The following is a 25,469-nucleotide window of genomic DNA, read 5'->3' on the forward strand; positions in this document are numbered from 1 at the left end:
TTCGAAAATACTCTTTCACATCAAGATGCGAAAGAGGTTTTTCAGATTTTTTCGAAGTGATCCTCGTCTACACGTGCGGGAAGAGCCGGCCGCTGAAGTTCCAGAGCATGGTGCCGTCGGCATCGGCCGGCGGCTCCTCGGCCTTCGCGCGCTCGAACGTCCGCTCCTGGTAAGGCTCCAGCACCTCGTGGATCTTCCGCTGGATCTCCGCGGCCTCTTCGACCGTCACGCGGAGCCGGCTCTGCGTGAACATCGAGGCCTCGCGGACCGCCGGGGCGGCCTGGTACTTGATCTCCTGCCAGCGTGCGAAGTGCCGGTCCAACTGCGCCGCGATGGCCTGGGTCGCCGCGCTCTCGGCGAGCCGGGTGCTCTCCGGATCCTCGTTGTCGGCCCCGAGGTTGAAGCTGTGGAGCGCTATGCGCCAAACGCGTTCGCGCGCGTCGCCCCGGCTCGGCGCCTCCTCGATGAAACCGGCTTTGGCCAGGGTCCGCAGGTGGTAGCTCATCGCGCTCGGGGTCATGCCGACCACTCCGGCGATCTCGGTGGCGGTCGCGCCGTCCTTGCCTTGGAGTCGGCAGGTGCCGAGGAAGTCCCAGACCGACAGCCTGGCCGGGTGCGCCAAGGCTCGCAGGACCTCGGGATCGGTGATCTTGACCGTCTCCGGCGGCTCCGGCGGGGCGGGGGGCCTCGGCGGCTCCGGCGGGGTGGGCGGATCCTGGTCCGGACGCGAAGCGGGTGTTGCAGGCATGCCCCAAGCTAATCACGGGCCAGGGCGGGCGAGGCCGGGTCTCAGCTTCCACCCGCGCTGATGGTGCCGGCGGTCGCGAGGGCGAGCACGCCGGCCACTTGCGCGTCCTGGATGGCCTTGCGGGTGGCGTCGCCGGGCCACCATCCTTCGGCGATGGCCCTCAGCACCCTCCTGGTCGAACGCCGGTCGCGGTTCGGCAGGGCGAGGTGCTCGGCCCGGAGCGCGTGGACCAGGGAGGCGAGTGCAGCGGTGCGAGCGTCGGCGGCGGACCCGCGCTCGACGGCCGATGAGAGCCGGAGGCGGATGTCGGCCTTGGCCGCCGGGTCGTTCGGGAAGTAGCGGTCGACATCGAACAGGCCGAACCGCCGGTCGGTCTCCAGCCGCAGCACGCCTCGGGCGAGGAGGTCGCCGAGGACTTCGTGCTTCATGCCCTTGCCGATGCGCTGCACGACGTCGGCCGGTTTGCGGAGCCTGCCGGCGGCCAGGTCGCGGAGGGCCCCGTCGGGGAACCGCTGGCCGATGGGAGTCATGTCGAGGACGCGGACCCTGCCGCCCACCACGGTGACGCGGCCGGCGAGGGTCAGCTCCAGCAGCATCGCGCCGCCCAGGGCGATCTCCAAGGCGCGCACGCGGTTACGGCCGGTGTGGTCGTCGTAGGCGAATAGGAGCAGTTCGTCCAGTATGGGGGACATGTATTGAGCGTAAGACGGAACGGAGCGTCGCGGGGTTCACGCCCGACCGGCTTCGCGCAGGCGCTGGAGCCAGGCCGCGGCGTTGTCGAAGTCGGCGTCGGTCTGGCCGGGCGGGGCGGGGACCGGAGCGTCGGAGTGGTCGCGGCGGTAGGAGCCGAGGTAGCGCACGTCGTCGCAGATGCGGCGCAGGCCCGTGAGCGCCTCTCCCATGCGGGCCTCTGCCAGGTGTCCGGCGCAGTCGAGGAAGAAGGCGTAGCGGCCGAGGCCCTCGCCGGTGGGCCGCGACTCGATGCGCGTGAGATTGATGCCGCGGATCGCGAACTCGGTGAGCACTGCCAGGAGCGCGCCGACCCGGTCGTGATCGATGTAGACGGCCAGCGAGGTGATGTCGTTCCCGCTGGGCTCGGGCGGCGGGCAGGGACGCACGACGTGGACGAACCGGGTCTCGGCCTTGGCGTTGTCACCGATGTCGAAGGCCTGCACCGCGAGCCCGGCGGCTTCGGCGGTGAACGGCGCGCAGACGCAGGCGTCGACCTCGCCGGTGCGGACGCGCTCGGCGGCGTCGGCGGTCGAGAGCGCCTCCTGCACGCGCGCGCGGGGCAGTTCCCGGCGCAGGAAACCGCGGACCTGGGCGAGCGCGTGCGGGTGCGAGGTGACCGTGGCGATCTCGCCGAGGGACCTGGACGAGGCGAGCACGAAGGTGACCGGCAGCGCCACCTCTCCGGCGATGACGAGCGGGTCGCCGCCGACGAGTTCGTCGACGGTGACGGTCACCGTTCCCTCCTGGGAGTTCTCCAGCGGCACGAAGCCGGCGTCGACCTGACCGCGGCGCACGGCCTCGAGGACCTCGGCGATCGACGGCAGCGGCGTGGTCACGGCGCCTTTGGCGGCGGGCAGGCGCCGGAGCGCGGCCTCGGTGAACGTGCCGCGGGGACCCAGGTAGGCGAACTCCATGAGGCAACGCTAGCAAGGCCGAGCTGAGACGGCAGTCTCACTGCGCCCCCGGCGTGGACGGGTCCCCGGCCGTCACGTATGCTTGTCGAGCCCAAGCGGAGTTCCGCGGTGGTCAACCCAGCGAAATCGAGATGCGGCGCAGCGCGCCTCCTGTCAATCTTGCTGAGAGCCCCCATCGTCTAGAGGCCTAGGACGCCGCCCTTTCAAGGCGGTAACACGGGTTCGAATCCCGTTGGGGGTACGCTGAGGCGCGACACCGGTCACACGGAAGCGCCTGGTATAACTGAAGAGGTCTTGCGACCTTGAAGGATTTCGATCCATCTCAAGGTCCCGTGGAGCAGTCAGGAGTGCTCGCCGCCCTGTCAAGGCGGAGGTCGCGGGTTCAAATCCCGTCGGGACCGCAGACAGAACCCGCTGGTTTACCAGCGGGTTCTTTGCTTGCCTTGATCTTCTATGAGTCCACTTCGCTTAGTTGGTGAATGCCTGGGGGCCAGAAGGGGGCCACCGTGGCCCCCGGTCACCCCCGCGGCGTTAAACGCCAGTCTTCCGGCTCCGGCTCCGGTTCCAGGTCTTCGGTCACATCGGGCTCCTCGGTCGGCGCCAGGTCGGCCTCCGGATCGGCCGGCGGGCCCGCTTCCCAGGACTCCCGGATCTCGCCGGCCCGCTCGCGGTCGTCGCCGGTCTCGTGGAGGGCTCCCTGCGCGGGATCCTCGGCCGGCGCCTCGGTCTCCTCGGCGTACCCGTCGAAGTTGTCCACCAGGGTGCCGGTCTGCGGATCCGGTCCCGCTTCCCATTCGTCGGTGACCTGCTCGGCCGGTTCGTCCGGTCGCTCCTCCTCGAGCGCCTCGTCAAGGGGGACGTTGGTCTGCTCCTCTGACGGAGTGGTGCCATGGCGGTTGGCGCCTCGGTAGTCCTCCGCCTCGAGGATCTCCTCCTCCACGGGCCGCTCATTGTCGAGCTCGTCGTCCACCCAGCTGAAGGCGTCCTTCTCGTCGACGGAATACGGTTCTCGGTTGTCGGACATGGCTCCTCCTTGTTGTCGCCAGCGGGTTACCCGCCGCCGCGGGGCCATAATCCGCTGGCTCGGGTCGGGCGGCGCGGTTAGGTTGGCACGATGACTCCCACCGCATCCGACATCGAACGCGTCGACCCGCCCTCGAACGGCGGCGAGCGCGAACTGCTCGAAGCCTTCCTCGACTACCACCGCGGCACGCTGCTGATGAAGTGCGCCGACCTCGACGAGGAGCAGCTCAAACGCGCGTCGGTCGAGCCGTCCGTGCTGTCGCTGCTGGCCCTGGTCCGCCACCTCACCGAGGTGGAGCTGTCCTGGTTCTGCGAGCGGGTGGACGGCCAGGACGAGGCCGATCTGCCGTACTACGGGCACGAGGACGACATGGACGCCGACTTCAACGAGGCCCCGCAGGCCGATCCGGCCGAGACCTTCGAGCGCTACCGGTCGGCCGTCGAAGCGGCCCGGCGGGCCGCGGCGGCGCACGGTCTCGACGACACCCACGAGACGTCGCGACGCGGCCCGACCAGTCTCCGCTGGGTCTATCTGCACATGATCGAGGAGTACGCGCGGCACAACGGCCACGCCGACTTCATCCGGGAGCGGATCGACGGCGCCACCGGGGAGTAGCCCTGACCTGCGGATCGGCTTTCGACGGGCATGGTGATCTCGTGAACGCGTACGGATTTCAAGATCGATTCACCGAAAGTTCACCTTGCTCGATAACCTTGTGATGTATGACGAATAATGATCCTGTTCCCCTCGTTGGCACCGATTTGCCGCCCGACCGGTTCCTCGACCGCGAAGAGAGCTGGCTGCGGTTCAACGGCAGGGTCCTTCGTCTCGCCCAGTCCCCCGAGCTGCCGCTGCTCGAACGCGTCCGGTTCCTGTCGATCTTCTCCTCGAACCTCGACGAGTTCTTCATGGTCCGCGTCGCCGGCCTCATCCGGCGCATGGCCACCGGCCTGCCGGTGCGCACCGCCACCGGCCGCCAGCCGCTGAGCGTCCTCAAGCGCACCGCGGGCCTGGCCCACCGGCTCAGCCACGAGCACGCCCGGTACTTCCGCGACGAGGTGGCCCCGCTGCTGGCCAAGGAGGGCATCGAGATCCTCCGCTGGGAAGAGCTCCTCGAACCCGAGCGCGATCTCATGCACGAGCTGTTCCGCACCCGCATCTACCCGGTGCTGACCCCGCTCGTCGTCGACCCGGCCCACCCGTTCCCCTACATCTCCGGCCAGTCGCTCAACCTCGCCGTCCAGGTCCGCGACTCCCGCAAAGGCGTCACGCGCTTCGCCCGCGTCAAGGTGCCCCCGCTCCTGTCGCGCTTCATGGCCGTCGCCCCGGGCCGCTTCGTCCCGCTCGAGGACGTCATCGCCGCGCACCTGAGCCAGCTGTTCCCCGGCATGGAGGTGCTCGGCCACCACACCTTCCGCGTCACGCGCAACCAGGACCTGGAGATCGACGAGGACGTCACCGAGAATCTCGTGCAGACCCTCGAGCGGGAACTGCTGCGCCGCCGCTTCGGACCGGTGGTGCGGCTCGAGGTCGAGGACACGATCGACCCCGGCGTGCTCGACCGGCTCACCGCCGAGCTCGACGTCGACGAGGAGGTGGTCTACAAGCTGCCCGGGCCGCTCGACCTGTCGGGCCTCGACGCGATCGCCGACCTCGACCGCAGCGAGCTGAAGTATCCGCCGTTCCGACCCTCGGAGGCGGTGCTGCCGCCCGACGCGGACCTGTTCGCCGTCATGCGCGAGCAGGACATGCTGGTCCACCACCCCTACGACTCGTTCACCGCCTCGGTCGAGCGCCTCATCGAGGAGGCCGCGGCCGACCCTCAGGTGCTGGCCATCAAGCAGACGCTCTACCGCACCAGCGGCAAGTCCCCGATCGTCGACGCGCTCATCAAGGCCGCCGACGCCGGCAAGCAGGTCGTGGTCGTCGTCGAGATCAAGGCGCGATTCGACGAGCAGGCCAACATCGACTGGGCCCAGAAGCTCGAGCAGGCCGGGTGCCACGTCATGTACGGCATCGTCGGGCTCAAGACCCACTGCAAGCTGGCGCTGGTCGTCCGCCAGGAGAACGACGGGAGCCTGCTGCGGTACAGCCACATCGGCACCGGCAACTACCACCCGAAGACGGCGCGGCTGTACGAGGACCTCGGGCTGCTGACCACCGACCGGGCCGTCGGCGAGGACGTGAACGAGGTGTTCAACCACCTCACCGGGTACTCGCGCTCCGAGGAGTACGAGCGGCTCCTGGTCGCTCCGCACTCGCTGCGGCCGGGCCTGGTCGAGCGGATCCACCGCGAGGTCGACAACCACCGCGCCGGGCTCCCGGCGCGCATCCGCTTCAAGTGCAACTCGCTGACCGACGAGGCGATGATCGACGAGCTGTACCGGGCCTCGCAGGCCGGCGTGCAGGTCGACCTGCTCATCCGCGGGATCTGCGCGCTGCGACCGGGCGTGCCGGGGCTGTCGGAGAACATCCGGGTCAGGAGTGTGCTGGGCCGGTTCCTCGAGCACTCGAGGGTGTACGTCTTCGAGAACGCCGGTGACGCGGAAGTATGGTTGGGCTCGGCGGACCTGATGCACCGCAACCTCGACAGGCGTGTCGAAGTGCTCTTGCAGGTGACCGGCGGCCCCCACCGGGCACAGCTCATCTCGATGCTCGACCATGGGATGGACGACCGGACGCGGTCGTGGCGGCTCGGTCCGCTGGGCCTGTGGTCCCGGCAGACCGGCGGCATCGACCACCAGGAGGTACTGATGCGGGAGCACTCTTGAACGAACCGGAGATCTTCGCCGCCGGAACGGTCCTGTGGCGGAACGGCACCGACGAGCCCGAGCTGGCGCTCATCCACCGTCCCAAGTACGGCGACTGGTCGTTCCCCAAGGGGAAGCTGAAGAAGGGCGAGCACCTGCTGGCGGCGGCGCAGCGGGAGGTGTTCGAGGAGACCGGCATCCGTCCGGTGCTCGGTCGTCCCCTCTCGCCGTCGTTCTACGACAAGGAGGGCCGGCTCAAGCGCGTCGACTACTGGTGCGCGACCGGGGCTGCCGACGCCGTCGACGACGCGGTCGACCCGAACGAAGTAGACGGTATGGAGTGGGTGCCGCTCAGTGAGGCCGCCGACCGTCTCACCCATGAACGCGACCGCCCGGTTCTGGACGACTTCGCCTCCACGCACATTCGTGAGACGGTGCCGTTCATATTCGTGCGCCATGCGGTGGCGCTGTCCAAAGCCGACTGGTTCGACCGCGACGAGATCCGTCCGCTGAACCGCCGCGGCCGCGAGCGCGCCGCGGAACTGCGGACGCTGCTGGCCGCTTACCCGGTCGGCGCGGCCTTCAGTGCCACCAGCGCCCGCTGCCTGGAGACGCTGGTCCCGTACTGCGCGAGCGAAGGCGTGCCGCTGACCGGCCTGCCCGAGTTCACCGCCGGGCGTACCGAGCCCGGCCAGGCGATGAAACGGCTCGAGGAGCTCATCGACGAGGGCCGCCCGACGGTCGTGTGCGGCCACGGCGAGACGATCGGTGACCTGGTCGAGCACTTCTGCGACCGCCTTGGGGCGGCGGCGCCTGAGGACCCGAGCCTGTCGAAGGGTGCCTTCCGCGTCTTCCACACGGTCGGCGGACGGATAGTCGCCACCGAGCACCACGACTGATCAGCGGTCGGCGAACTCCAGTCGCCGCGTTTCGAGCACCTCGTCGATCCACGCTTCCAGCTGCTCGAGGTCGTCGCATGCCTCGATACGCCTCCGCTGCTCAGCGGTGACCCCGCCCGACAGGCGCTCCAACAGCTTCAACAGGTGGCGCCGCGACGCCAGCACACTGCCTTCCTCTCGGCCTTCCTGACGGCCTTCCTCACGGCCTTGCTCACGGCCTTCTCCTCGGAGTCGATCGCTGAAAGCGGAGTGGTAAGGCCGTGACTCGGTCTGCATGAGCGTCTCCAGCATGTTCTTGGGCTCCTTCGCGAAGAGTGCGAGCAGATACGTTGTGTAGTCGACCGCGCGCTCTTTCGGTTCGATCTTACCGAGCGCTCGGTCGACATTCGAGATGAACAGCTCGACGTCAGGGGGCGGCTTTCGTCCCCTGAAGGCGGCCGCGATCAGCGTGAGAGCCGGCTCGGTTCCTGGATCGATCGCGGCGGGATCCGGGAAGTCGCTGGGGCGGATGGCGCGGATCGCGATGGTGTTGGCCGGTCCCAGCTCGATTCCTCGGCCGAAGCGTCGAGCGACCGCGTCCGTGCCTCCGATGAGCAGCAGCTCGACGGGGAGCTGGTAGTCCTCGAACGCCCGCGTCATGTAGCCGGGCAGCCGGTAGTACTTCTCTCGGCTCCACTCGTTCTGCACTTCTACGATCGTGATTCGCTCGGATCCGTCGGCGTAGTCGGTCTTCACGACCAGGTCGGCGCGGCGCTCCACCGGGGCCGAGGACCCCACTGAGCACGAGCGGGTCTCGGCGGCGGTGCAGCGCACCGGGCTCGGCTCTCTGCTCAGGAGATCGGACAGCTCCGCCACGACTTCCGGCTGGTCTTGGACGAGCTTGACGAGTATCTCGTGGAGCTCTCCTGGCATCATGTCTCGCTTTCCATGTCAGTCCATTCCGAGAGACCAACGAGCGGGATGTGAAACAGGAACGCAACTGTCCGATACTCGACAGAGTCGTCCCGGCGCTAGCCGAGGGTCGGGTAGTCGGTGTAGCCCTCGACGCCGCCTCCGTACATCGGCACGTCTTCGCGAACCGGATTGAGCGGTGCGCCCAGGCGCAGCCGTTCGACGAGGTCGGGATTGGCCAGGAACGGCCGGCCGAGCGCGATCAGGTCGGCCCCGGCCTCCAGCAGGAGCGTCGCCTTGCCGAGGCCGCCGTCGGCGGGCAGGGGCAGGTCCGGACCCAGCACCGGGTTGGCGAGCAGAGCGCTCTGCCAGCGGCGCCGCAGTTCGGCGAACAGCTCCGTCTCCGGGTCGGCGAAGGCGATGTGGAGGTACGCGAGACCGACGTGGCCGACCGCGTCGAGCAGTGCCGGGTAGAGCCGGTCGGCGTCGTCCATGGCGATGCCGTTGTCGGGGTTGCCCGGTGAGATGCGCAGGCCGGTGCGTTCGGGCCCGACTGCGGCGGCCACGGCCTCGACGACTTCGACGACGAACCGGATGCGGCCGGCGATCGAGCCGCCGTAGGCGTCGGTGCGGCGGTTGGTGCTGGTGGCAAGGAACTGGTTGAGGAGGTAGCCGTTGGCGGCGTGCACTTCGACGCCGTCGGCGCCGGCTTGGAGCGCGCGCCGCGCGGCGGCGGCGAAGTCGTCGACGGTCGAGCGGATGTCGTCGGCGGTCATCTCGCGCGGCACCGGCGCGGGCTGGTGTCCGGACGGGGTGTGGATGCCGCCGGGCAGGGCGATCGGTGAAGGCGCCATGGGGATCAGTCCGCCGTTGTCGGGGTGTCCGATGCGGCCGCCGTGCTCGAGTTGGAGGAAGATCCGTCCGCCTGCGGCGGCGACGGCGCCGGTGACGCGCCGCCAGCCTTCGGTCTGGGCGTCGTTGAAGATGCCGGGGATGTCGGGGTAGGTGAATCCGACTCGGCTCGGGGTGCTGGCTTCGGCGACGATGAGGCCGGCCGAGGCGCGCTGAGCGTAGTAGTCGGCCATGATCGGGCGCGGTACGCCGTCGGCGGTGGCGCGGTTGCGGCTCATCGGAGCCATGACCAGGCGGTTGGGCAGGTTCAGAGAGCCGAGGCGGACGGGTTCGTGGAGGCGTGATGCCGTTGCCGTGTTCGTCATGGCGCTAACGTAAAACCTGACATTGATGTCAGATTCAATGAGTTGTGAGGCACACCATGCGAATCGGCGAACTCGCCCGGCGCACCGGCGTGAGCGAGCGTTCGCTGCGTTACTACGAACAGCAGGGGCTGCTCGAGGCCCAGCGCACCCCCGGCGGTCACCGCGAGTACGGCGAGTGGGCCGTCGACAGGGTGATCCGCATTCAGGTGCTGTTCGCGGCGGGACTGCGCAGCGACGCGATCGAACGTCTCCTGCCGTGCATGCGCGACAGCGACGGCGGCCCGAACGAGTCGGCCACGCCTTGGCTGGTCGAGGAGCTGACCGCCGAGCGCGGCCGGATCGACCGGGCGATAGCGGACCTGGAGCGGTCGCGGGAGATCCTCGACGAGGTCATCGACACGGCCCGCATTCCAGGGGAGGACGGGCCGTGAAGCGCCCCGGTCAGCGGCGCAGGCGGATCGATTCGACGTAGACGCCTCCGGCCCGGAAGCGCAGGTACAGGTTCGCGACGCCTTCGGCTCCGGTCAGCGGGGCCCGGACGTCCTCGAACGCCTGCAGGTCGCCGGTGATCGGGACCGTGACCTCCGCGAGCACCGGCCCGCCGGGCTCACCCTTGCGGACCTCGATGACCGGGTCGGAGAGGTCCGCCCAGTCCGCGGCGGTGGTGGCGCACCGCAGTTCGATCGCGGTCGCGCCTTCGAGGTCGACCTTCGTGAACCCGATGTGGTCACCGTGTCGGCGTGAGCCCGTCGAGTGGTAGCCGCCTTGCCGGGCGAGGGTGTTCAGCTTCGAGACCTCCCAGTAGGTGACGCCCTGGCTGAGCGTCGCGGTCTCCCACACGTTGCGTCGTTCGAAGAGGTCGAGCGTTCCGATGGTCTCGCCGGTGATGCGAACGCTCGTCTCGAATCCGCCCGGGCCTTCACCGACCCAGAAGTCGTAGGCGCCGGTCTCGACGATCCGTTTGCCGGTCACCACATCCCACACGAACAGGTCCTGCGGGTCCACTTCGACCTCGACTCGGCGGGTCTCTCCGGGAGCGACGTCCTTGACGCGCGTGAACGCGGCGAGCCGGTGCGATCCGACGGTGTTGGCGTAGTACGTGCCCAGATGGCCGGCGAAGATCAGCACGACTTCGTCGGAGGTCCGTCGGCCGGTGTTGGTCAGATCGAACCCCATGGTGAACGGCTCGTCGGCGCTGACTTCGGCGGGAAAGTCGGGGGCGTCGTACTGGAAGGTGGTGTAGCTCAAGCCGTGTCCGAAGCCGTAGACCGGCTCGGCGTCGGAGTACCGGTAGGTCAGGCCCGCCGAGATCACGTCGTACTCGAGCATGTCGACCTCACTGACGCGGAACTGCTCGGTCTTCGGCCCCGGCTTCGGCAGCGAGTCGACGTCGGGCAGCCAGGTCGAGGTGAGTCGTCCGGCCGGTGAGAAGTCGCCGAAGAGCGCTTCGGCGAGCGCGGTCCCGGCCTCTTGCCCGGCGTGGGAGGTGTAGACGATCGCGGCCACATTCGGGTCGGCGGCGATGTCGCCGATGGCGAGCGGGTAGGAGGAGACGACCACGACGACGGTGCGGCCGGGTTTCGCGGCGGCCACTTCGCGGACGAGGTCGGCCTGGCGCGGCGCCAGGTCGAGTCCGGGGCGGTCGAAGCATTCGCGGGCGTTCATCAGCGGGTGGTTGCCGACCATGACGACCGCGTAGTCGGCATCGGACGCGATGGCGGCGGCCGTTTCGGGGCCGTTCTCGACGAGTGTCTCGGACAGCGCCGCGCCGGTCCGTTCGCGCTCCAGAGGGAGCGAGCCGTCGTCGGCCACGCCCACGTGGAAGGCGTCGTCGGCGCTGATGTCGGCTTCGACGTGGTTGAGCCCGAAGAACGAGAGCCGTTCGCCCTCATGGTGGTAGTGGAAGTTCTGGAAGGTGAACCAGGCGTTCGCGTCGACCATCGTGTCGTCGACGGCCTTGAGGATCGGGCCGCTGCGGCTTCCGGTGGCCCCGGCCTGGTTGGTGAAGCTGGCCGGGCCGTCGCGGAAGCCGAGGATGTCGGCGCTGACGAACGTGCCGGCGCCCTGGTTGCGGAACAGGTACTGGTCGTGGGCCCAGTCGAAGACCTCGAAGGTCTCGGCGGGGCCGATCGTGTCGGCTCGCGCCACGAGCACGCCGCCCTCGTCCACGGTCACGTAGGAGCCGTTGCCGTGCCAGGCGATCTTGTCGGTGCCGCGGTGGTGGAGCACCCGGTCCTCGCCGAGTCGGGTCCGGATCGCCTGGAGCGGCGTGGTCCGGCGCTCGCGGTCGACCAGCGGGCTGTAGTAGTCGCGGAGGTTGAGGTCGGACAGCGGCCCGAGGACGGCGACCTTCGGCCGCGACGGCAGCGGCAGCAGGTCGTCGTTCTTGAGCAGCACGATCTGTTCGCGGGCGGCCTGGAGCGCCAGGGCGCGGGACTCGGGGCGCTCATGGGGGGCGTCGGTGGTCTCGATCCGGTTCCACGGGCAGGCGTCGCCGTCGAGTCTTCCGATGCTGACGAGGAAGGAGAGCCAGTCGCGCACGACCTGTTCGGCGTCGGCGACGGTGAGGCCGAACAGTCCTCGGCGCACCGCTTCGGCGGCCTTCTCGCCGAGCGGGAGCGTCGAGCCGTCGCGGAAGTTGGTCTGGCCGGCTTTGAGCATGAGCGCCGAGGCGTAGACGAGGATCTCCTCCTCGTCGATGTCGCGTCCCTCTTCGGCGGCGAGGGCCTTGGGGTAGGGCACGTCGCGGCTCTCGGGGGTCTCCCAGGTGTCGAAGGGCGCGCCCTTGGTGGTGTTGAGGTTGACCGCGTCCCAGCCGTCGGGCAGGTACATGAAGGGCCCGGGGGCCCATTCCTCTCGCAGCACGTCCATGATCGGGTTGATGATCGAGGGCACGCCGTTGACGAGGTTGTAGGCGGTCATGGCGCCGAGGACGGCGCCTGCTTCGACCGGTTCGCGGTAGGGGACGGCCTGGTATTCGTGGAGCGCGCGCACGCTCATCGAGGCCGAGGTGCGGTGGCGGTGCCATTCGTGGTTGTAGCCGAGGAAGTGCTTCATCTGCGGCAGCACCCGCACGTATTCGGGGTGGCGTCCGCGCAGGCCGCGGGCGTAGGCGGTGACCATCGCGCCGACGTGGAGCGGGTCTTCGCCGAAGCCCTCTTCGTAGCGGCCGGCCAGCGGGTTGGAGCGGATGTCGGCGACCGGCCCGAAGGCGGCCAGGACTTCGGGGTCGCGGGCGCGCATCTCGTAGCTCACGACGTCGCCGATCTGCTCGAGCAGTTCGGGGTTCCATGTGGCGCCGAGGCCGATGGCCTGGGGGAACATGGTGGCGTTCGCGTGATGGCCGGAGCCGTGCAGGACTTCGGCGAAGCGGTTCTCGAACCCGGGGAGCTCGTAGCCGTCGGCGAGGGTCAGGCCCTCGGGGATGCCGCCGAAGCAGGTGAGCTTCTGCTCGTCGGACATGAGCTCGAGGATGGCCTCGACGCGTTCGGCGACGGGCCGTGCGGGGTCGAGGTAGGCGGGTGCGGCCATGGGTTTCCGATCGATCGGTGACAGTGCCCCCTTATTATGACGGGTGTCCCGACAAATTCAAGCTGATAACCGGTCCTGTGCCCGCACCGTTACGATCGGGCCATGACCCCGCCCCCGCCGCAAGGACCGTCGCTCGGCATCGATTTGGGCACCTCGCACACCACCGCCGTGGTCCGCCGCGCCGACGGCAGCGTGCGGCCCCTCCTGTTCGACGGCGCGCCGCTGATGCCCTCGGCCGTCTGCGTCGACCCGAACGGCGTGCTGCTCGTCGGCCGCGACGCCGTCCACAGCGGGCGGCGGCATCCGGAGCGCTACGAGCCCAACCCCAAGCGGCTCATCGACCGAGATTCGGCACTGCTGGGCGGCAAGGAGGTCGCGGTCTCCGATCTGCTCGCCGCGGTCCTCAAGGCAGTCGCCGACGAGGCCCGCCGCGTGGTCGGCGCACCCCGCCAGGTGACGATCACCGTCCCGGCCGACTGGGGACCGGGGCGGCGGGGCGTCATCGAATCGGCCGCCGCGGCGAGCGGCCTCGGCCGCGTCCGACTGGTCCCCGAGCCGGTCAGCGCCGCCACCTACTTCGCCGAGACGCTCGGACACCGCATCCCGGTCGGGCAATCCATCGTGGTCTACGACCTGGGCGCCGGCACCTTCGACGCCAGCGTCGTGCGGCGAACCCCGCTCGGATTCGAGACCGTCGCCCTCGACGGCCGCGCCGATCTGGGCGGCCTCGACATCGACGCCGCGCTCATCGACCACCTGGCCGAGACCTACAGCGGCCACGAGGCCTGGAACCGGCTCACCAATCCGACCGGCCCGGAGGAGCGGCGGGCGTTCCGCGACTTCCAAGAGGAGATTCGCGGCGCCAAGGAACGGCTCTCCCGGCACCAGCAGGCCGACATCGCCATCCCGCTGCTGGAAGTCGAGGCGCACCTGACGCGCGCCGAACTCGAGAGGACGGCCGCGCCGCTGCTGGAGCGGACCGTCCAGGTCACGCAGGCGGTGATCCGGGCCGCCGGGCTCGAGGTCGCGCACAGCGCCGGCGTCTTCCTCGTCGGCGGCGCCAGCAGGATGCCGCTGGTCGCCACCATGCTGCACCGGGCGCTCGGCGTCGCGCCGACCGTCCTCGACCAGCCCGAAGTCGTCGTCGCCGAAGGCAGCGTGCACTGGATCGAGCCCGACCGGCCCGCCACGGCCCCGACCTCGCCGCAGCCGACACCGCAACCGACCTTCCTCCCCGCGCATCAGCCGTCGCCGGCCACACCGCCGCACCCGATCTCCGCCCCGCCGGCGACCGAAGCCGACCGGGCCCGGAAGAAACGCCGCACCAGGGCGGTCGTGGTCGCGGTGATCATCGTCGACGTCCTCATCATCGCCGTACTCCTCGCCGTCTTCCGGCCCGGTGGCGACGCCGACGGTGACACCGCCGACGGCGCCACCGGTGACGGCGCTACCGGTGACAGCTCCACCGATCCGGGCCTCCCCGAACCCCGCACGATCCAAGCGCACGACGACGCGATCTCCGGCATCGTCGTCCCACCTGGCGCCGACGGCATCACCTACACCGCCAGTGCCGACGGCACGGTCAAACGCTGGGACATCGACGACCGCTCGTTCCAAGGCTCGTGGGACGCCGGAAGCGCAGTGGCGATCGGCATGGTCGAATTCTCCTTCGGCGAGCGCGTCGCCGGCATCGACCGCCGGCTCGGCGTCCACGCCTGGGAACCGGGCGCCTTCGAGGTGGAACAGGTACACGAGCCGCTGCAGGACTTCGACCCCAACGCGATCCGCGGCAGCGCGGTGGGAACCCACGACGGGCACGCGGTCATCGCGCTCATGAGCGACGACGCCTACACCGTCTACGACCTCGAGGACGGCCTGCCGCACGACATCGTGCCGTTCACCGACGAGCAGCGCCGGGGCCGGGCCGATTTCGCGGTCTTCGACGGCGCCGTCGCGACGGTCACCGTCGAGCCCGGAGGCGAGATCGCGCTCTTCGACGCGGTGACCGGCCAATCGCTCGGGACCGACTTCGAAGCGGCCGCCGGGTGGGACGAGACGGACCGACCCGAGTCGGTGAACGTCGTCAAAAGCGACGGTGTCCCCTACGTGCTGGTGTTCAAGGAAGAGCGCCTCTACCGCTGGAACCTCGAGACCGGCGCCTTCGAAGACGAGGTGTACTGGGGCTCCGAGGCACCCGAGCGCCTCGCCCGCAACAGCGTGCCGGTCGACGGCGAACAGGCGCTGGTCAGCATCGACGAGGACGGCGCGGCCTCACTGCGGTCGCTGGACAGCGGCGAAGCGCTGGCCGACTTCTCCCTGACCGAGTCGGTTCCGGTCACGTACGCGACGACGGCTTCCTACGACGGGTATACGATCGCGTTCACCGGCCACGACGACGGCACCGTCCGGCTCTGGAAACTCGGGGAAGGCTGAACAGTGACACTCCTCATCATCGCCCTGGTCATAGTGGCGGCCCTGGTCGGCTACGCCGTTTGGGCACTGCGACGGGACGAGCGGATCGAGACGTCCGCCGCGATCGACGCGCCCGCCCACGAGGTGTGGGCGGTCCTCACCGACTTCGATTCCTACGGCGAATGGAACCCCTTCATCACCGCCATCAGCGGGCAGCTCGCGGAAGGCGAACGGCTCCGGGTGACCATGCGGCAGAGCAACGGCAGACCGTTCCACGTCCGCCCCACCGTGCTGCGGGTCTCGCCGGCCCGCCAGATCCGCTGGCTCGGCCGCCTGGGGACCGGCGGAATGTTCGACGCCGAACACTACTTCCTGCTCGAGCCGCAGGCCGACGGCACGACCGTCCTGGTCCACGGCGAACGCTTCACCGGCGTCCTGGTGCCGCTGATGAAGCGCACCCTCGCCGACACCGAGCAGAGCTTCATCTCGATGAACGGCGCCTTGGCCGAACGGGTGACCCGCGCCTGAGCACGACTGAAGGCCGGCGCCGCGACGCATGTCGCCGCACCGGCCTTCGGACTCGTACCGCTGCCGCTTAGAGCAGGCCGTTGGTCAGTCCGCCGACGACCGGGAGGTCGCCGACCGGCAGGCCGTCGGTCACCGCGCCGGCGGTGCCGGTCACGGAGTCCAGGCTGGGAGCGCCGATGGCGGGCAGCTGCTCCTCCACGAGCTCGGTGGCCGACTCGGTGGTCGAGGCCTCCGCGGCCGAGGACTCGGTGTAGCCGGCATTCTTGTGGCTCTCGGAGCCCGAACCGTGCTCGGCACTGGCGCCGCCCTCGCAAGAGGCGGTGGCGGTGCCGAGAACCGCGACGGCGTTGCCGCAGATGTTGACCGGCGCCTGGATCGGCGCGTACACCTGGTTGCCGTTGCCGATGCCGACGTTTTCCGTGCTGGTCATGTTGGTGTCGCCGCCCTCGAGCGTGGCCGAGGCCCCGCCCACGCACTCGGCTCCGGCGATGCCGCCGGCCGCGACGGCATTGCCGCAGACGTTGACCGGCGCCTGGACCGGCGCGAACAGCTGGGTGCCGTTGAGCAGGCCGACGTTCCGCTTGCTGGTCATGTTGGTGCCGCCGCCGCCGGCCTCTTCGATGGCGGCGCTGGAGCCGCCGGTCGACCAGGCGTCGGCCATGCCCAGGAGCGTGCCGGCGTTGCCGCTGATGTCCGTGGGAGTCTGGATCGGCGTGTAGGCCTGGTTGCCGTTGCCCAGTCCGACGTTGTCCTTGCTGGTCATGTCGCCGCTCAGGCCGGAGAAGTTGGCGCTGGCGCCGCCCTCGCATCCGGCGGTCGCGGTGCCGCCGACCGCCGCGGCGATACCGCAGATGTTGATGGGCGCCTGCACCGGAGCGACCACTTGGTTGCCGTTCGCCGCGCCGACGTTGCCGGACGACGTCATGTCTCCGCCTTGGGCGTGAGCGGCTCCGGCGCCGGCCACGAGGACCGCCCCCGCAGCGATTACACCGGTCTGTGCGGTCTTAAGTGCCCATGAGTTATTCACGAACCGTCACCTTTCAGGGAAATCGTTCTCGATTTTTTGCATCACGTATCCCCCGTGAAGCCCCATCGATTCCGATGGCTTGTGGGTGTTCGCGCCGGCGAGATTCCTCGCCCCGAACGGGTTGCCTCGAAACATGGAGAGTTGTAGTCGGCGCGGGCCGCGCAGGTCCGGGCCCTTGGCGCTGTGCGGCCCGCCGCCGAGTTTCCGCCGGCCTCAGAAGGACGAGACGGTCATGTCCCCCGGAGGCCGGGCAGTGCTTGCGTGTTCGTCGCGGCCCGCGGCCGCGTCCGAAGAGTCCTTAGAAGGGCAGCGGGACCGGCAGGCCCCCGCCGAGGTTCCCGAGCAGGTCGTCGACCGCGCCGGACGGAGCGGGCGGCTGAACGTCCGCGGTCATGTCGGCGAGATCGCCCGCCGCCGGAGTGTGCGGCCCGCCCAGACCCGGCACCGGCAGTCCGCCGAGCAGTTCTGGAGCCGTGTGGGCGGCGGCCTGGTCGACGTCGGCGGCTTGAGCGCCCGTCCCGGTGAGCAGCAGAGCCCCCGTGGCGAGCCCTCCGACGAGCGCCGCCCTACGCATAGTGCGATCCATCTGCTTTCTCTTGCCTTTCTTCAGACCACACGGGGCCGGCGGTGCGACTGGGGTATCAGCGCGGCCGGTGCCGCCGTGAGGACCAAGATCTGTGAGTTGTCGGTTGTTGTCCAGCGCGCCGACCGAGGACCTTTCGCGTCCGGTCGGCGAGACTCTCAGCCGCGACCGCGCCGACTGGATCGCCGACGGATCGAGAGCCCTTCACGCTGCGGGCCGGTGGCACCTCCGGCCGCGACTTCGCGGTATGTGACCGCGCAGCCACCCTGACTAACTGGGAAGGAGAAGCAACGGTTACGCCCGTGCGGCAAGAAATTCGAAATCACCGGATTCGCGGCCACGGGCGCAACCACCGCGACTACCAGTGTCTATTGCTCGACTTTGTTGCGCTGCTTGGATTCCCAGAACATGGCGGCCAGGATGATTCCGGCTCCCAGGAGCGCCAGCAGGATCGGACCGACGATCGAGCCCGAAGGGGCCAGGAGGTCGTTGCCCTCGGTCTGCCACGGCCACAGCGACCGCAGGGAACCGCACATGAGACCGGCCAGCACGGCCATCGTCGCCTGCCTGCGTTGGTGGAGCAGCCACTGGAGGAGCTTGACGAACGATCCGAGACCGAACATCGCGCCGAGCCCGAACACCGCCATGAAGGCCAGGTCCAACTCGTCGAGTGCGTGCTCGACGTGGACGTACAGGCCCATCGCCAGCAGCAGGAACGACCCCGACACGCCGGGGAGCACCAAGGCGTTGATGGCGATCGCGGCGCCGACGAACACCAGCCACAGCGGAGGGTCGGACAGCTCCGACGGCGGCAGGCCGGTGAGGAAGAACGCGGTCACGGCCGCGGCAGCGAACAGGACCGCGTCCAGCGCCCTGAAGCGCCTCGGCAGCATCCGCAGCGGCACCGCGATCGAGGCGGCGATCATGCCGAAGAACAGCGCCAGCATCGGCACCGGCTCCGACTCGAGCAGCGGCGCGACGGTCTTGATCGTCAGCAGCAGCACCGTGACCATGCCGGCGCCGACCGGCGCCAGCAGCGGCCAGTCGATAGCCTTGAGCGCGCGCAGACCAGCGCCGAAGCCCTCGCGGCGGACCGCGCCGGACACGAGCGCGCGAACCGCGTGGAGCAGTTCGCCGGCGGCGTCGATGAGCTGGTCGTAGAGGCCGACGACGAGCGCGATGGTGCCGCCGGAGACGCCTGGGACGCCTTCGGCCGCGCCGATGGCGCCGCCTCGAACGGCGTTGAAGGGAGCCGAGCGCCAGGGGGTGCGCGGCCGCGGACCGCCGGGGGAGGCGGGGTCGTGCGGGACCGGGCCGTCGGAGGTGCTGCGGTAGATGGTCACGGAGCCAGCGTAGTCGGCGCGTCGTGGCGCTCGCTTCGGTCGTCCGGCCGATGCCCGAGGCGGCCCGGCCGCCGCCGGGGTTGCCGCCCACCTTGTGTCGGCGGGTATGCGAGCCCGGGCCATACTTAGTGGTAATCGGCGGATGTGACGGCTCGCGCTCATGCGGCGGAGCGGTCGCACCGCTCACGATCGCGGCGTGGGAGGGAGGGTCACGATGAGTCGCACGGTCGGGCCGTACAAAGATGTCGCGACTTCCAGAGTCGAAGGGGCCTACGAGCTGTGCGAGGGCGTCGACGAGACGGGCCGGCCCGTCCAGATCCTCACCATGGGCTCGACCTCCTCGAAGGACCCCGCCCGACGCGGCCTCCTGTCGGACACGGTGGCCTGGGCGTATGCGACCGCCGGCCCTGACGACGCCCCGATCCTCGTCGCCGACCTGGAAGGCGAGCAGCCGTACGTAGTGGTGCTGCGGGACCAGCGACTTCGCGGCGCCGACCGGATCCTCGACCGGCTGCTCGCGCTTGGACCGGCGACCGGTCCCCTGCCGGTGGGCGCGGCCGCGGCGGCGAGGCCGCAGGCGCCGGCCTCGCCGGCCGGTCCGCCGTCGGCGCCGCCCATGTCGCCGGCCGTGTCGATCGCGCCGCCGAGGCGGCGCTCGCAGCTGCGGCCGATTCTCATCGGCGTCGCCAGCGTGGTCGCGATGGTGGCCCTGGTGGTCGGCGCCTGGATCATCTGGACGACCGTGGCATCGGGCGGCGACGCCTCCAACGGGTCCGCGCCGCCGGCCGACACCGGCGCGACCGCGGCCGACGGAACGTCGACGGACGCGGCCGCCGAAGAGGGCCCCGACTCCCCGGAGATGCCGCGTCTGCAACCGGACGCCGGAGAGGTGTCACTGGCCGGGTCGCTGTTCTCGGACTCGGACGGCACCTCGACGGTCGTACTGCGCGGCTGGCCGTTCGCCTTCCGCGTACCCGACGGCTACCGGTGCGACGCGACCGACCAGTCGACCCGGTGCGTCGCCCCCGACGGGGAGTCGTCCGTGCGCGTCGAGTGGACGGTGTGCGAGTCCGAGTGCGACCAGGACCGGCGGCGGGACCTGCGCGAGCAGTTGCCGTTCCAGCCGTTGCAGGTCCTGGAGAACGGCGAGGACGCGTTCTCGGTGCGTACGCCGTACGAGGAGTGGAAGGCGTCCTTGAGCGTGTTCGTGCAGACCGAGGAGGAGGTCCTGCACGTGACGGCGGTGGCCGAGGTGCGCGAGGAGCGTGCCGCGGAGATCCAGCCGGTCCTCAACGACGTCTACAACCAGGCCACCGCGATCGAGCGCTAGCGGGGGCTATCGGCCTTCGGAGAAGGAGTCCCACGCCGCCAGCGTCGATTCGACGAGCGTGTCCGAGCGCCCGGGCGGTTCGGGCACGAAGTACTGGAAGCCGGCCTCGGTCATCAGCTCCCGGTACTCGTCGAGCCCGTAGGAGCGCAGCAGGTTGTAGGCCGCTTCGCGGCGGGCGTCGTCGATGTCGGAGGCGACCAGCATCGGGTACTCGAACTGGGCGACCTGCGCGGAGCCGGTGGGGATCTGGAGGTCGTCGCCGGTCTCGGCGTTGTGGCGCTCGACTTCGTGGGCGCTCATCACCGGGTGGGCCCCGGGATCTTCGGCGCCGTCGACCGTGGCCTGGTCGACGCCGAAGATGACCATCCACATCAGGCTCGCGGGGTCGTCACGGGGGTCGTCGAGGGCGACGTTGACCGCGTCTGGGTCGACCGAGTCCGGGTCCTCTCCGGCGGGCAGGGCGATGCCGACCGGACTGGAGGCGGTCGAGACCTGCAGGATCTGCCACTGATCGGCGAGGCCGTGCTCGGGGATCTCGAGCCTCAGACTGGTCTCGGGGATCCACACGTCGGCGTCGGCTTCGGCGATGTTCTCCGGCTCGACCGACTCGACGATGATCTCTGCGCACACGTCGGAGCCGCGCTCGGGCGCGCCGCCGCCTCGCTCGACGAATTCGTCGAGCACCGGGGCGATCTCGGGATTGGCGGCCACGGTCAGCGTGGTCTCGGTATCGCACGACCGCACGTGAGCGATGGCCGCGTTCAGCGTGTAGACCGTGACCGGCGCGAACACCGCCAGCAGAGCGGCGCCACCGAGAAGGCGGCGACCCTCTTTCGAGAGTCGTCGCGGTCTGCGGTGTCTGCCGGTCATGTGACCAGTGTATGACCGGACACAAATCCAGTCGAGATCCCGTATTTCAGTTATTCGCCCTCGACCGACGGTGACGGCTGCCGGTACCGTCGGTCGGTCGAGGACGCGCTAGCGACGACGACGCCTTTTGGGAGGCGTCAGGAGATCGGCGACGATCCGCATCGTCTCGGGGACGAGGCGGAAATAAGCCCACACGCCGCGCTTGTCGCGCTCGACGACCCCGGCCTCGGCCAGGATGCGCAGGTGGTGGCTCACTGTCGGCTGGGAGAGTCCCAGCGGCTCGGTCAAGTCCGCAACGCAGGCTTCCTGTTCAGGAGATGCCTGGATGAGGCTGATGAGCTGCAGTCGATTCGGGTCGGCAAGTGCTTTGAGGACACCTGCGATGCGCTCGGCGTCGGCCTTGGAGAGGGTCTCCCCGCTGACCGGCGAAACGGGCGTCTCGGCCTCAACGGTGACTCGCACCATGATCGCGTTCCTTCCGGATTGGTTTCCAGGCGGTTCTGGGGGTATGGCCGCGCTGCCATTAATCCAGTTCCAAACCTGAATATGCCTTTGCGGTGTGGCCGGGCGGTAACGACGACGCTTCCGGCGCGCAAAGGGTTCGGTTCCTCGGATCCGAATGGGAGCTGCACCACGGCTCCTACCTGATCCAAGGCCGAGAATACGCCGACGTTGCCAACTGGACCACCGCTGTCGGAAGACCGGCTCTCCGCGGCCCGACCACACTCGACGGGTTGAAGAGGAGCTACCAGGAATTACATCCATACACGCCAATATTTAATCATTCGCCATCTCCAGCGTGAGATAGAAGTCACTCTCTGTACGTGACCGCCGTCTCAGCATCTAGAACGGCGCGGGTGTGCAGCGTGCGCTCCTCCGCCGGCAACCGCATAGGATGTTTCCGATTACGGCCGCGAAACCGATTTCCGACCCCTCAAGGGTACCAAGTCCTGGGCCTTCGCGCCTCAACCGTTTATATGAGTTTCCTTAGAGCGAAGGCAAAAACGTCAAAACGGCTCGCATGGACATATTCCAATACGCCCATGTGAACCGTTTCCGGAAGGTTCGGTGTTTATTTAGTTCGGGGCGGCGCGGTCGAGGCCCGCTCGATCAACTCGGCCTCGACCGAGATCTGATCGGGATAGTCGCCGCCTTCTTCGAGCGCCGCGTCCAAAGCCCTGATACCCATGTCGTGAAGCGGCAGGGCCACCGTCGTCAGCGACGGAGTCAGGTCCCGCACCACCGGGATGTCGTCGAAACCGGCCACCGACACCTCTTCGGGGATCCGCACGCCCGCCTCGCGCAGCGCCGTGCACAGGCCCGTCGCCTGGACGTCCCCGGTCACGAACACCGCGGTCGGAAGCTCGCCGCGCTCCAGCAGCTCCCGCCCGGCCTGGTAGCCGCCGTCCCGGCTGAACTCCGAGGGCACGAAGACCACCTTCGCGTCCTCCGGCAACGCACCGACGAAGCCGTCGCGCCGGTCCCTGACCACCTGGAGCTGCTCGGGGCCCGAGACGAGCGCGAAGTCGCGGTGGCCCAGATCCACGAGGAACTTCGCCAGAACGCTCGCCCCCTCGCGGTTGGCCGGGCGCACCACCCGGCCCGGCAGACCGGGCTGGCCGACGCTGACCACCGTCGCTCCGAGCTCCAGCAGATCCGACAAGTGGTCGGCCAGCCGCGACTCGGCGGCGTCGTCAGTGGTCCGCGAACCGGCGACGATCACCGCGCGCGGCCGGTAGCCGCGAAGCGAGTCCAAGTGCTGAATCTCCGAGTCCGGGTCGATGCCGGTGTCGGCGATGAGCACCCGGACGTTCCGATGGGCCGCCTCCGCCAGGACGCCGCCGGCGATCTGACCGAAGTACGGGTCGGTGACGTCGTGCAGCAGCAGCGCCACCGTCTGCGAGGTCGACCGCGCCAGAACCTGCGCCCCGACGTTCGGGGCGTAGCGCAACCGGCGTGCCGCCTCGCGTACTCGTTCGCTCAATTGGTCGCTCACCCGATGCGGGGAGCCGTTGAGCACACGCGAGGCGGTGGCCACCGAGACACCGGCGGCTCGGGCGACATCGGCCAGTCGGGCCGGTTGTTTGCGTTCCATTTCGCTGAGGCTACCTACTGGGGGAAAACGCTGCTCAGGCGGTCCTGAGGCGACGATCCCTCCATACGCGCCAGACCACATAAGCCACTGCCGCCACGCCGACGCCGGCCGCGGCGTACTTCAACCGCCGGGGTCCCGACAGACCCGGCCGGAGCGCGACCGGACGGCGGAACGCCAATTGCGGCCAGCCCTCCTCGAGCGCGAGCCGCCGCAGGCCCCGGTCGGGGTTGACCGCGCGAGGGAAGCCGACCGCGCGCAGCATCGGCTCATCGGTGATCGAGTCGGAGTAGGCGAACGAGGACTCCAGGTCGATGCCCCGCTCGGCGGCGAAGTGCTTGATCGCGTCGGCTTTGGACTGCCCGGCGGCATAGAACTCGATCTCGCCGCTGTAGCGGCCGTCGGGGTCGATGATCAAGCGCGTGGCGATGACGTCGGTGACCCCGAGCATGCGGCCGATCGGCGCGACCATCTCCTCACCCGAGGCGCTCACCAGCACGACCGCTCGGCCGGCAGCCCTGTGCGCCTCGATGAGCGCGGCGGCCTCGGCGTACACGAACGGGTCGATCAGCTCGTGGAGGGTCTCCTCGACGATCTCGCGGACCTGGTCGGAGGGCCAGCCGCGGGAGAGCGCGGCGAAGTAGTCGCGAGTGCGCGCCATCTGGGCCTCGTCGGAGGACCCGCCGAGGCGGAACACCAGATGCGAGTAGGCGACCTTGAGGACGTCGCGACGGGCGAGCAGACCGCCCTGGTAGAGCGGCCGGCTGAAGGCCATGGTGCTGGCCTTGGCGATGACGGTCTTGTCGAGATCGAAGAAGACCGCGCCTTTGCGAGGAGTCCCGGGGCCGTGGTCGCTCTCGATGGACGGTGCCGGTGAGCCGGAGAACGGCTCCTCTGTATCCATGGCGCCAGTCTAAGCGCAACCGGCGACAGGGGCGCCTTCGGTGAAAGTTGCGGAGCCGAAATCGCGATCGCCTTCGCGGCCGGTGTCGGGCCCGGCCCGTAGGCTTGCGCCATGCCGAAGAGCCAGCGGATCTCCTACGCCTGCGCCATGTGCGGTCATCGCGTCCCCAAGTGGGTGGGGCAGTGCCCCGACTGCGGGGAATGGGGCTCCATGGAAGAGGCCGCCGCCCCGCCGCGGCAGGCGCCCGCACCGGTCGGGTCGGTGAGCGCCGCCAGGAGACCGGCCACCCCGGCGCAGCGGATCGGATCGGTCTCGGCCGAACAGGCGGCGAGCCTGCCGACCGGTATCGGCGAGTTCGACCGCGTGATGGGCGGCGGACTCGTCCCCGGCGGCGTCACGCTGATATCCGGCGAGCCGGGCGTCGGGAAGTCGACGCTGCTGCTGGAGGTGGCGCACCGGTTCGCGGAGCGGGGCGGAGCGAACAATGAGCGCAGCGGCGAAGCCGGATTCGGGCGGGCGCTGGTGGTCACCGGCGAGGAGTCCGCGGCGCAGGTCCGCAGGCGCGCCGACCGCACCGGTTGCCTGTCCGAGGAGCTGTACCTGGCCGCCGAGACCGACCTGGGCGCGGTGCTCGGCCACATCGAGGACGTGAGGCCGTCCCTGCTGATCCTCGACAGCGTGCAGACGGTGATCGCGAACGACGCCGACGGTGTGCCGGGCGGTGTCACGCAGGTCAAGAGCGTCGCCAGCGCGATCATCGCCGAAGCGAAGGCCCGGAACATGGCCGTGGTGCTCGTCGGGCACGTGACCAAGGACGGCGGCATCGCCGGCCCCAGGGCCCTGGAGCACCTGGTCGACACGGTGGTGCATTTCGAGGGCGACCGGCATTCGATGCTGCGGCTGCTGCGCGGGGTGAAGAACCGCTTCGGGCCGGCCGACGAGGTCGGGTGCTTCGAGATGACCGAGGACGGGATCGTGTCGCTGGCCGACCCGTCGGGGCTGTTCCTCGACGACGCGCCGACCGAGCCGACTCCGGGCACGTGCGTGACGGTGACGATGGAGGGCCGCCGGGCGGTGCCGGTGGAGGTCCAGGCGCTGGTGGGCAAGTCGGTGAAGGACGGGGCGATTCCCCGCCACACGGTCTCGGGGCTGGAGCAGGCGCGGCTGAACATGGTGCTGGCGGTGCTGACGCGCCGCGGCGGGATGCGGTTGCTGGACCGAGAGGTGTACGCGACGACGATCGGTGGCATCCGAGTGCGGGAGCCGGCCTCGGATCTGGCGTTGGCGCTGGCGTTGGTGAGCGCGGAGCAGGAGATCGCGGTGAGCGCTGATCTGGTGGCGATCGGCGAGGTGAGTTTGACCGGGCAGGTGCGGCGGACGGTGAACGCGGACCGGCGCCTGTCGGAGGCGGCGCGTCTGGGGTTCAAGACGGCGATCGTGCCGCGGGGCTCGGTCTCGGAGCGCCACACCGGCATCGAGGTGATCGAAGTGGAGGCGATCAACGATGCGAAGCAGGCTGCGGCCCGGTCTTGGGCCCGGCGAGGTTGAAAAGCTCGGCCGAGCGAGGCTCGCGCTCGGAGATCGGAAAGACTCCGCGTACCGACGCGTCGGGGCCCGGCGAGGTTGAAAAGCTCGGCCGAGCGAGGCTCCGGTCATTGTGATTTGTCGTCAAGG

22 protein-coding genes and 2 tRNA genes are annotated in these 25,469 nt (G+C 69.5%); 10 read left to right on the forward strand and 14 right to left on the reverse strand.

Features of this window, described 5'->3' with window-relative positions:
- Positions 1-67: 67 nt before the first annotated feature.
- The 3 genes from ACYVL2_RS02345 to pheA are packed head-to-tail and all read right to left on the reverse strand — an operon-like array spanning position 68 to position 2,394.
- On the reverse strand, positions 68-748 hold the full coding sequence (locus ACYVL2_RS02345; RefSeq protein WP_460539795.1) for an ArsR/SmtB family transcription factor: 681 nt from the start codon (positions 746-748) through the stop codon (positions 68-70).
- Between the two features lie 41 nt (positions 749-789).
- Entirely contained in the window at positions 790-1,440 is a 651-nt protein-coding gene (locus ACYVL2_RS02350) for a GOLPH3/VPS74 family protein (protein WP_460539798.1), read from the reverse strand.
- A 36-nt stretch (positions 1,441-1,476) separates the two neighbouring features.
- Positions 1,477-2,394 carry a prephenate dehydratase gene (gene pheA / locus ACYVL2_RS02355; RefSeq protein ID WP_460539800.1) on the reverse strand — a complete coding sequence of 306 codons (918 nt, stop codon included), beginning with the start codon at positions 2,392-2,394 and terminating at the stop codon, positions 1,477-1,479.
- Positions 2,395-2,562: 168 nt separating this feature from the next.
- On the opposite strand from pheA, the gene ACYVL2_RS02360 reads away from it, so the two are divergent.
- Both ACYVL2_RS02360 and ACYVL2_RS02365 read left to right on the forward strand, forming a co-directional pair.
- Positions 2,563-2,635: transfer RNA gene (locus ACYVL2_RS02360), tRNA-Glu, on the forward strand.
- Positions 2,636-2,720: 85 nt separating this feature from the next.
- A tRNA-Asp gene (locus ACYVL2_RS02365) sits at positions 2,721-2,795 on the forward strand.
- Between the two features lie 116 nt (positions 2,796-2,911).
- Here ACYVL2_RS02365 and ACYVL2_RS02370 read toward each other — a convergent pair.
- Positions 2,912-3,418 (reverse strand): hypothetical protein, encoded by a 507-nt coding sequence (locus ACYVL2_RS02370; RefSeq protein ID WP_460539802.1) that lies wholly within the window; start codon positions 3,416-3,418, stop codon positions 2,912-2,914.
- Between the two features lie 90 nt (positions 3,419-3,508).
- Between ACYVL2_RS02370 and ACYVL2_RS02375 the strand changes: the two genes are divergently transcribed.
- The 3 genes from ACYVL2_RS02375 to ACYVL2_RS02385 all read left to right on the forward strand — a co-directional run bounded on the left by ACYVL2_RS02375 (position 3,509) and on the right by ACYVL2_RS02385 (position 7,067).
- Positions 3,509-4,033, forward strand: coding sequence for a DinB family protein (locus tag ACYVL2_RS02375; protein ID WP_460539804.1), 525 nt, complete (start codon positions 3,509-3,511; stop codon positions 4,031-4,033).
- Between the two features lie 107 nt (positions 4,034-4,140).
- On the forward strand, positions 4,141-6,189 hold the full coding sequence (locus tag ACYVL2_RS02380) for an RNA degradosome polyphosphate kinase (RefSeq protein WP_460539806.1): 2,049 nt from the start codon (positions 4,141-4,143) through the stop codon (positions 6,187-6,189).
- On the forward strand, positions 6,186-7,067 hold the full coding sequence (locus ACYVL2_RS02385) for an NUDIX hydrolase (RefSeq protein ID WP_460539808.1): 882 nt from the start codon (positions 6,186-6,188) through the stop codon (positions 7,065-7,067). The genes ACYVL2_RS02380 and ACYVL2_RS02385 overlap by 4 nt, the downstream gene beginning before the upstream one ends.
- Here the strand turns inward: ACYVL2_RS02385 and ACYVL2_RS02390 are convergent, their stop codons facing one another.
- Complete coding sequence (locus tag ACYVL2_RS02390; protein WP_460539810.1) at positions 7,068-7,982, reverse strand: hypothetical protein; 915 nt, start codon at positions 7,980-7,982, stop codon at positions 7,068-7,070.
- A 95-nt stretch (positions 7,983-8,077) separates the two neighbouring features.
- The gene (locus tag ACYVL2_RS02395) at positions 8,078-9,175 is read right to left on the reverse strand and encodes an alkene reductase (protein ID WP_460539812.1); all 1,098 of its coding nucleotides are present in this window, start codon (positions 9,173-9,175) and stop codon (positions 8,078-8,080) included.
- Between the two features lie 56 nt (positions 9,176-9,231).
- On the opposite strand from ACYVL2_RS02395, the gene ACYVL2_RS02400 reads away from it, so the two are divergent.
- The gene (locus ACYVL2_RS02400; RefSeq protein ID WP_460539814.1) at positions 9,232-9,606 is read left to right on the forward strand and encodes a MerR family transcriptional regulator; all 375 of its coding nucleotides are present in this window, start codon (positions 9,232-9,234) and stop codon (positions 9,604-9,606) included.
- Between the two features lie 10 nt (positions 9,607-9,616).
- Here the strand turns inward: ACYVL2_RS02400 and ACYVL2_RS02405 are convergent, their stop codons facing one another.
- Positions 9,617-12,706: a glycoside hydrolase family 3 C-terminal domain-containing protein gene (locus tag ACYVL2_RS02405; RefSeq protein WP_460539815.1), complete on the reverse strand. Its 3,090-nt coding sequence runs from the start codon at positions 12,704-12,706 to the stop codon at positions 9,617-9,619.
- 102 nt (positions 12,707-12,808) lie between these two features.
- On the opposite strand from ACYVL2_RS02405, the gene ACYVL2_RS02410 reads away from it, so the two are divergent.
- The gene (locus tag ACYVL2_RS02410) at positions 12,809-15,139 is read left to right on the forward strand and encodes an Hsp70 family protein (protein ID WP_460539817.1); all 2,331 of its coding nucleotides are present in this window, start codon (positions 12,809-12,811) and stop codon (positions 15,137-15,139) included.
- A gap of 3 nt (positions 15,140-15,142) precedes the next feature.
- Positions 15,143-15,646, forward strand: coding sequence for an SRPBCC family protein (locus ACYVL2_RS02415; RefSeq protein WP_460539819.1), 504 nt, complete (start codon positions 15,143-15,145; stop codon positions 15,644-15,646).
- A gap of 67 nt (positions 15,647-15,713) precedes the next feature.
- Here ACYVL2_RS02415 and ACYVL2_RS02420 read toward each other — a convergent pair whose 3' ends face one another.
- The 3 genes from ACYVL2_RS02420 to ACYVL2_RS02430 all read right to left on the reverse strand — a co-directional run bounded on the left by ACYVL2_RS02420 (position 15,714) and on the right by ACYVL2_RS02430 (position 18,599).
- Positions 15,714-16,673, reverse strand: a complete 960-nt coding sequence (locus ACYVL2_RS02420) for a chaplin family protein (protein ID WP_460539821.1) — start codon at positions 16,671-16,673, stop codon at positions 15,714-15,716.
- Between the two features lie 298 nt (positions 16,674-16,971).
- On the reverse strand, positions 16,972-17,247 hold the full coding sequence (locus ACYVL2_RS02425; RefSeq protein WP_460539823.1) for a hypothetical protein: 276 nt from the start codon (positions 17,245-17,247) through the stop codon (positions 16,972-16,974).
- Positions 17,248-17,624: 377 nt separating this feature from the next.
- Positions 17,625-18,599 carry a DUF368 domain-containing protein gene (locus ACYVL2_RS02430; RefSeq protein ID WP_460539825.1) on the reverse strand — a complete coding sequence of 325 codons (975 nt, stop codon included), beginning with the start codon at positions 18,597-18,599 and terminating at the stop codon, positions 17,625-17,627.
- Positions 18,600-18,813: 214 nt separating this feature from the next.
- Here ACYVL2_RS02430 and ACYVL2_RS02435 point away from each other — a divergent pair, with 214 nt between their 5' ends.
- Complete coding sequence (locus ACYVL2_RS02435; RefSeq protein WP_460539827.1) at positions 18,814-19,929, forward strand: hypothetical protein; 1,116 nt, start codon at positions 18,814-18,816, stop codon at positions 19,927-19,929.
- A 6-nt stretch (positions 19,930-19,935) separates the two neighbouring features.
- On the opposite strand, the gene ACYVL2_RS02440 is transcribed toward ACYVL2_RS02435, so the two are convergent.
- The 4 genes from ACYVL2_RS02440 to ACYVL2_RS02455 all read right to left on the reverse strand — a co-directional run bounded on the left by ACYVL2_RS02440 (position 19,936) and on the right by ACYVL2_RS02455 (position 23,795).
- Entirely contained in the window at positions 19,936-20,799 is an 864-nt protein-coding gene (locus tag ACYVL2_RS02440; RefSeq protein ID WP_460539829.1) for a hypothetical protein, read from the reverse strand.
- Positions 20,800-20,907: 108 nt separating this feature from the next.
- Positions 20,908-21,264, reverse strand: coding sequence for an ArsR/SmtB family transcription factor (locus tag ACYVL2_RS02445; protein WP_460539831.1), 357 nt, complete (start codon positions 21,262-21,264; stop codon positions 20,908-20,910).
- A 607-nt stretch (positions 21,265-21,871) separates the two neighbouring features.
- Positions 21,872-22,894, reverse strand: coding sequence for a LacI family DNA-binding transcriptional regulator (locus ACYVL2_RS02450; RefSeq protein ID WP_460539833.1), 1,023 nt, complete (start codon positions 22,892-22,894; stop codon positions 21,872-21,874).
- A gap of 34 nt (positions 22,895-22,928) precedes the next feature.
- Positions 22,929-23,795: an HAD family hydrolase gene (locus tag ACYVL2_RS02455; RefSeq protein WP_460539835.1), complete on the reverse strand. Its 867-nt coding sequence runs from the start codon at positions 23,793-23,795 to the stop codon at positions 22,929-22,931.
- Between the two features lie 111 nt (positions 23,796-23,906).
- Here ACYVL2_RS02455 and radA point away from each other — a divergent pair, with 111 nt between their 5' ends.
- On the forward strand, positions 23,907-25,343 hold the full coding sequence (radA, locus tag ACYVL2_RS02460; protein ID WP_460539837.1) for a DNA repair protein RadA: 1,437 nt from the start codon (positions 23,907-23,909) through the stop codon (positions 25,341-25,343).
- Positions 25,344-25,469 lie beyond the last annotated feature (126 nt).

It is taken from the genome of Glycomyces halotolerans, assembly GCF_054779575.1.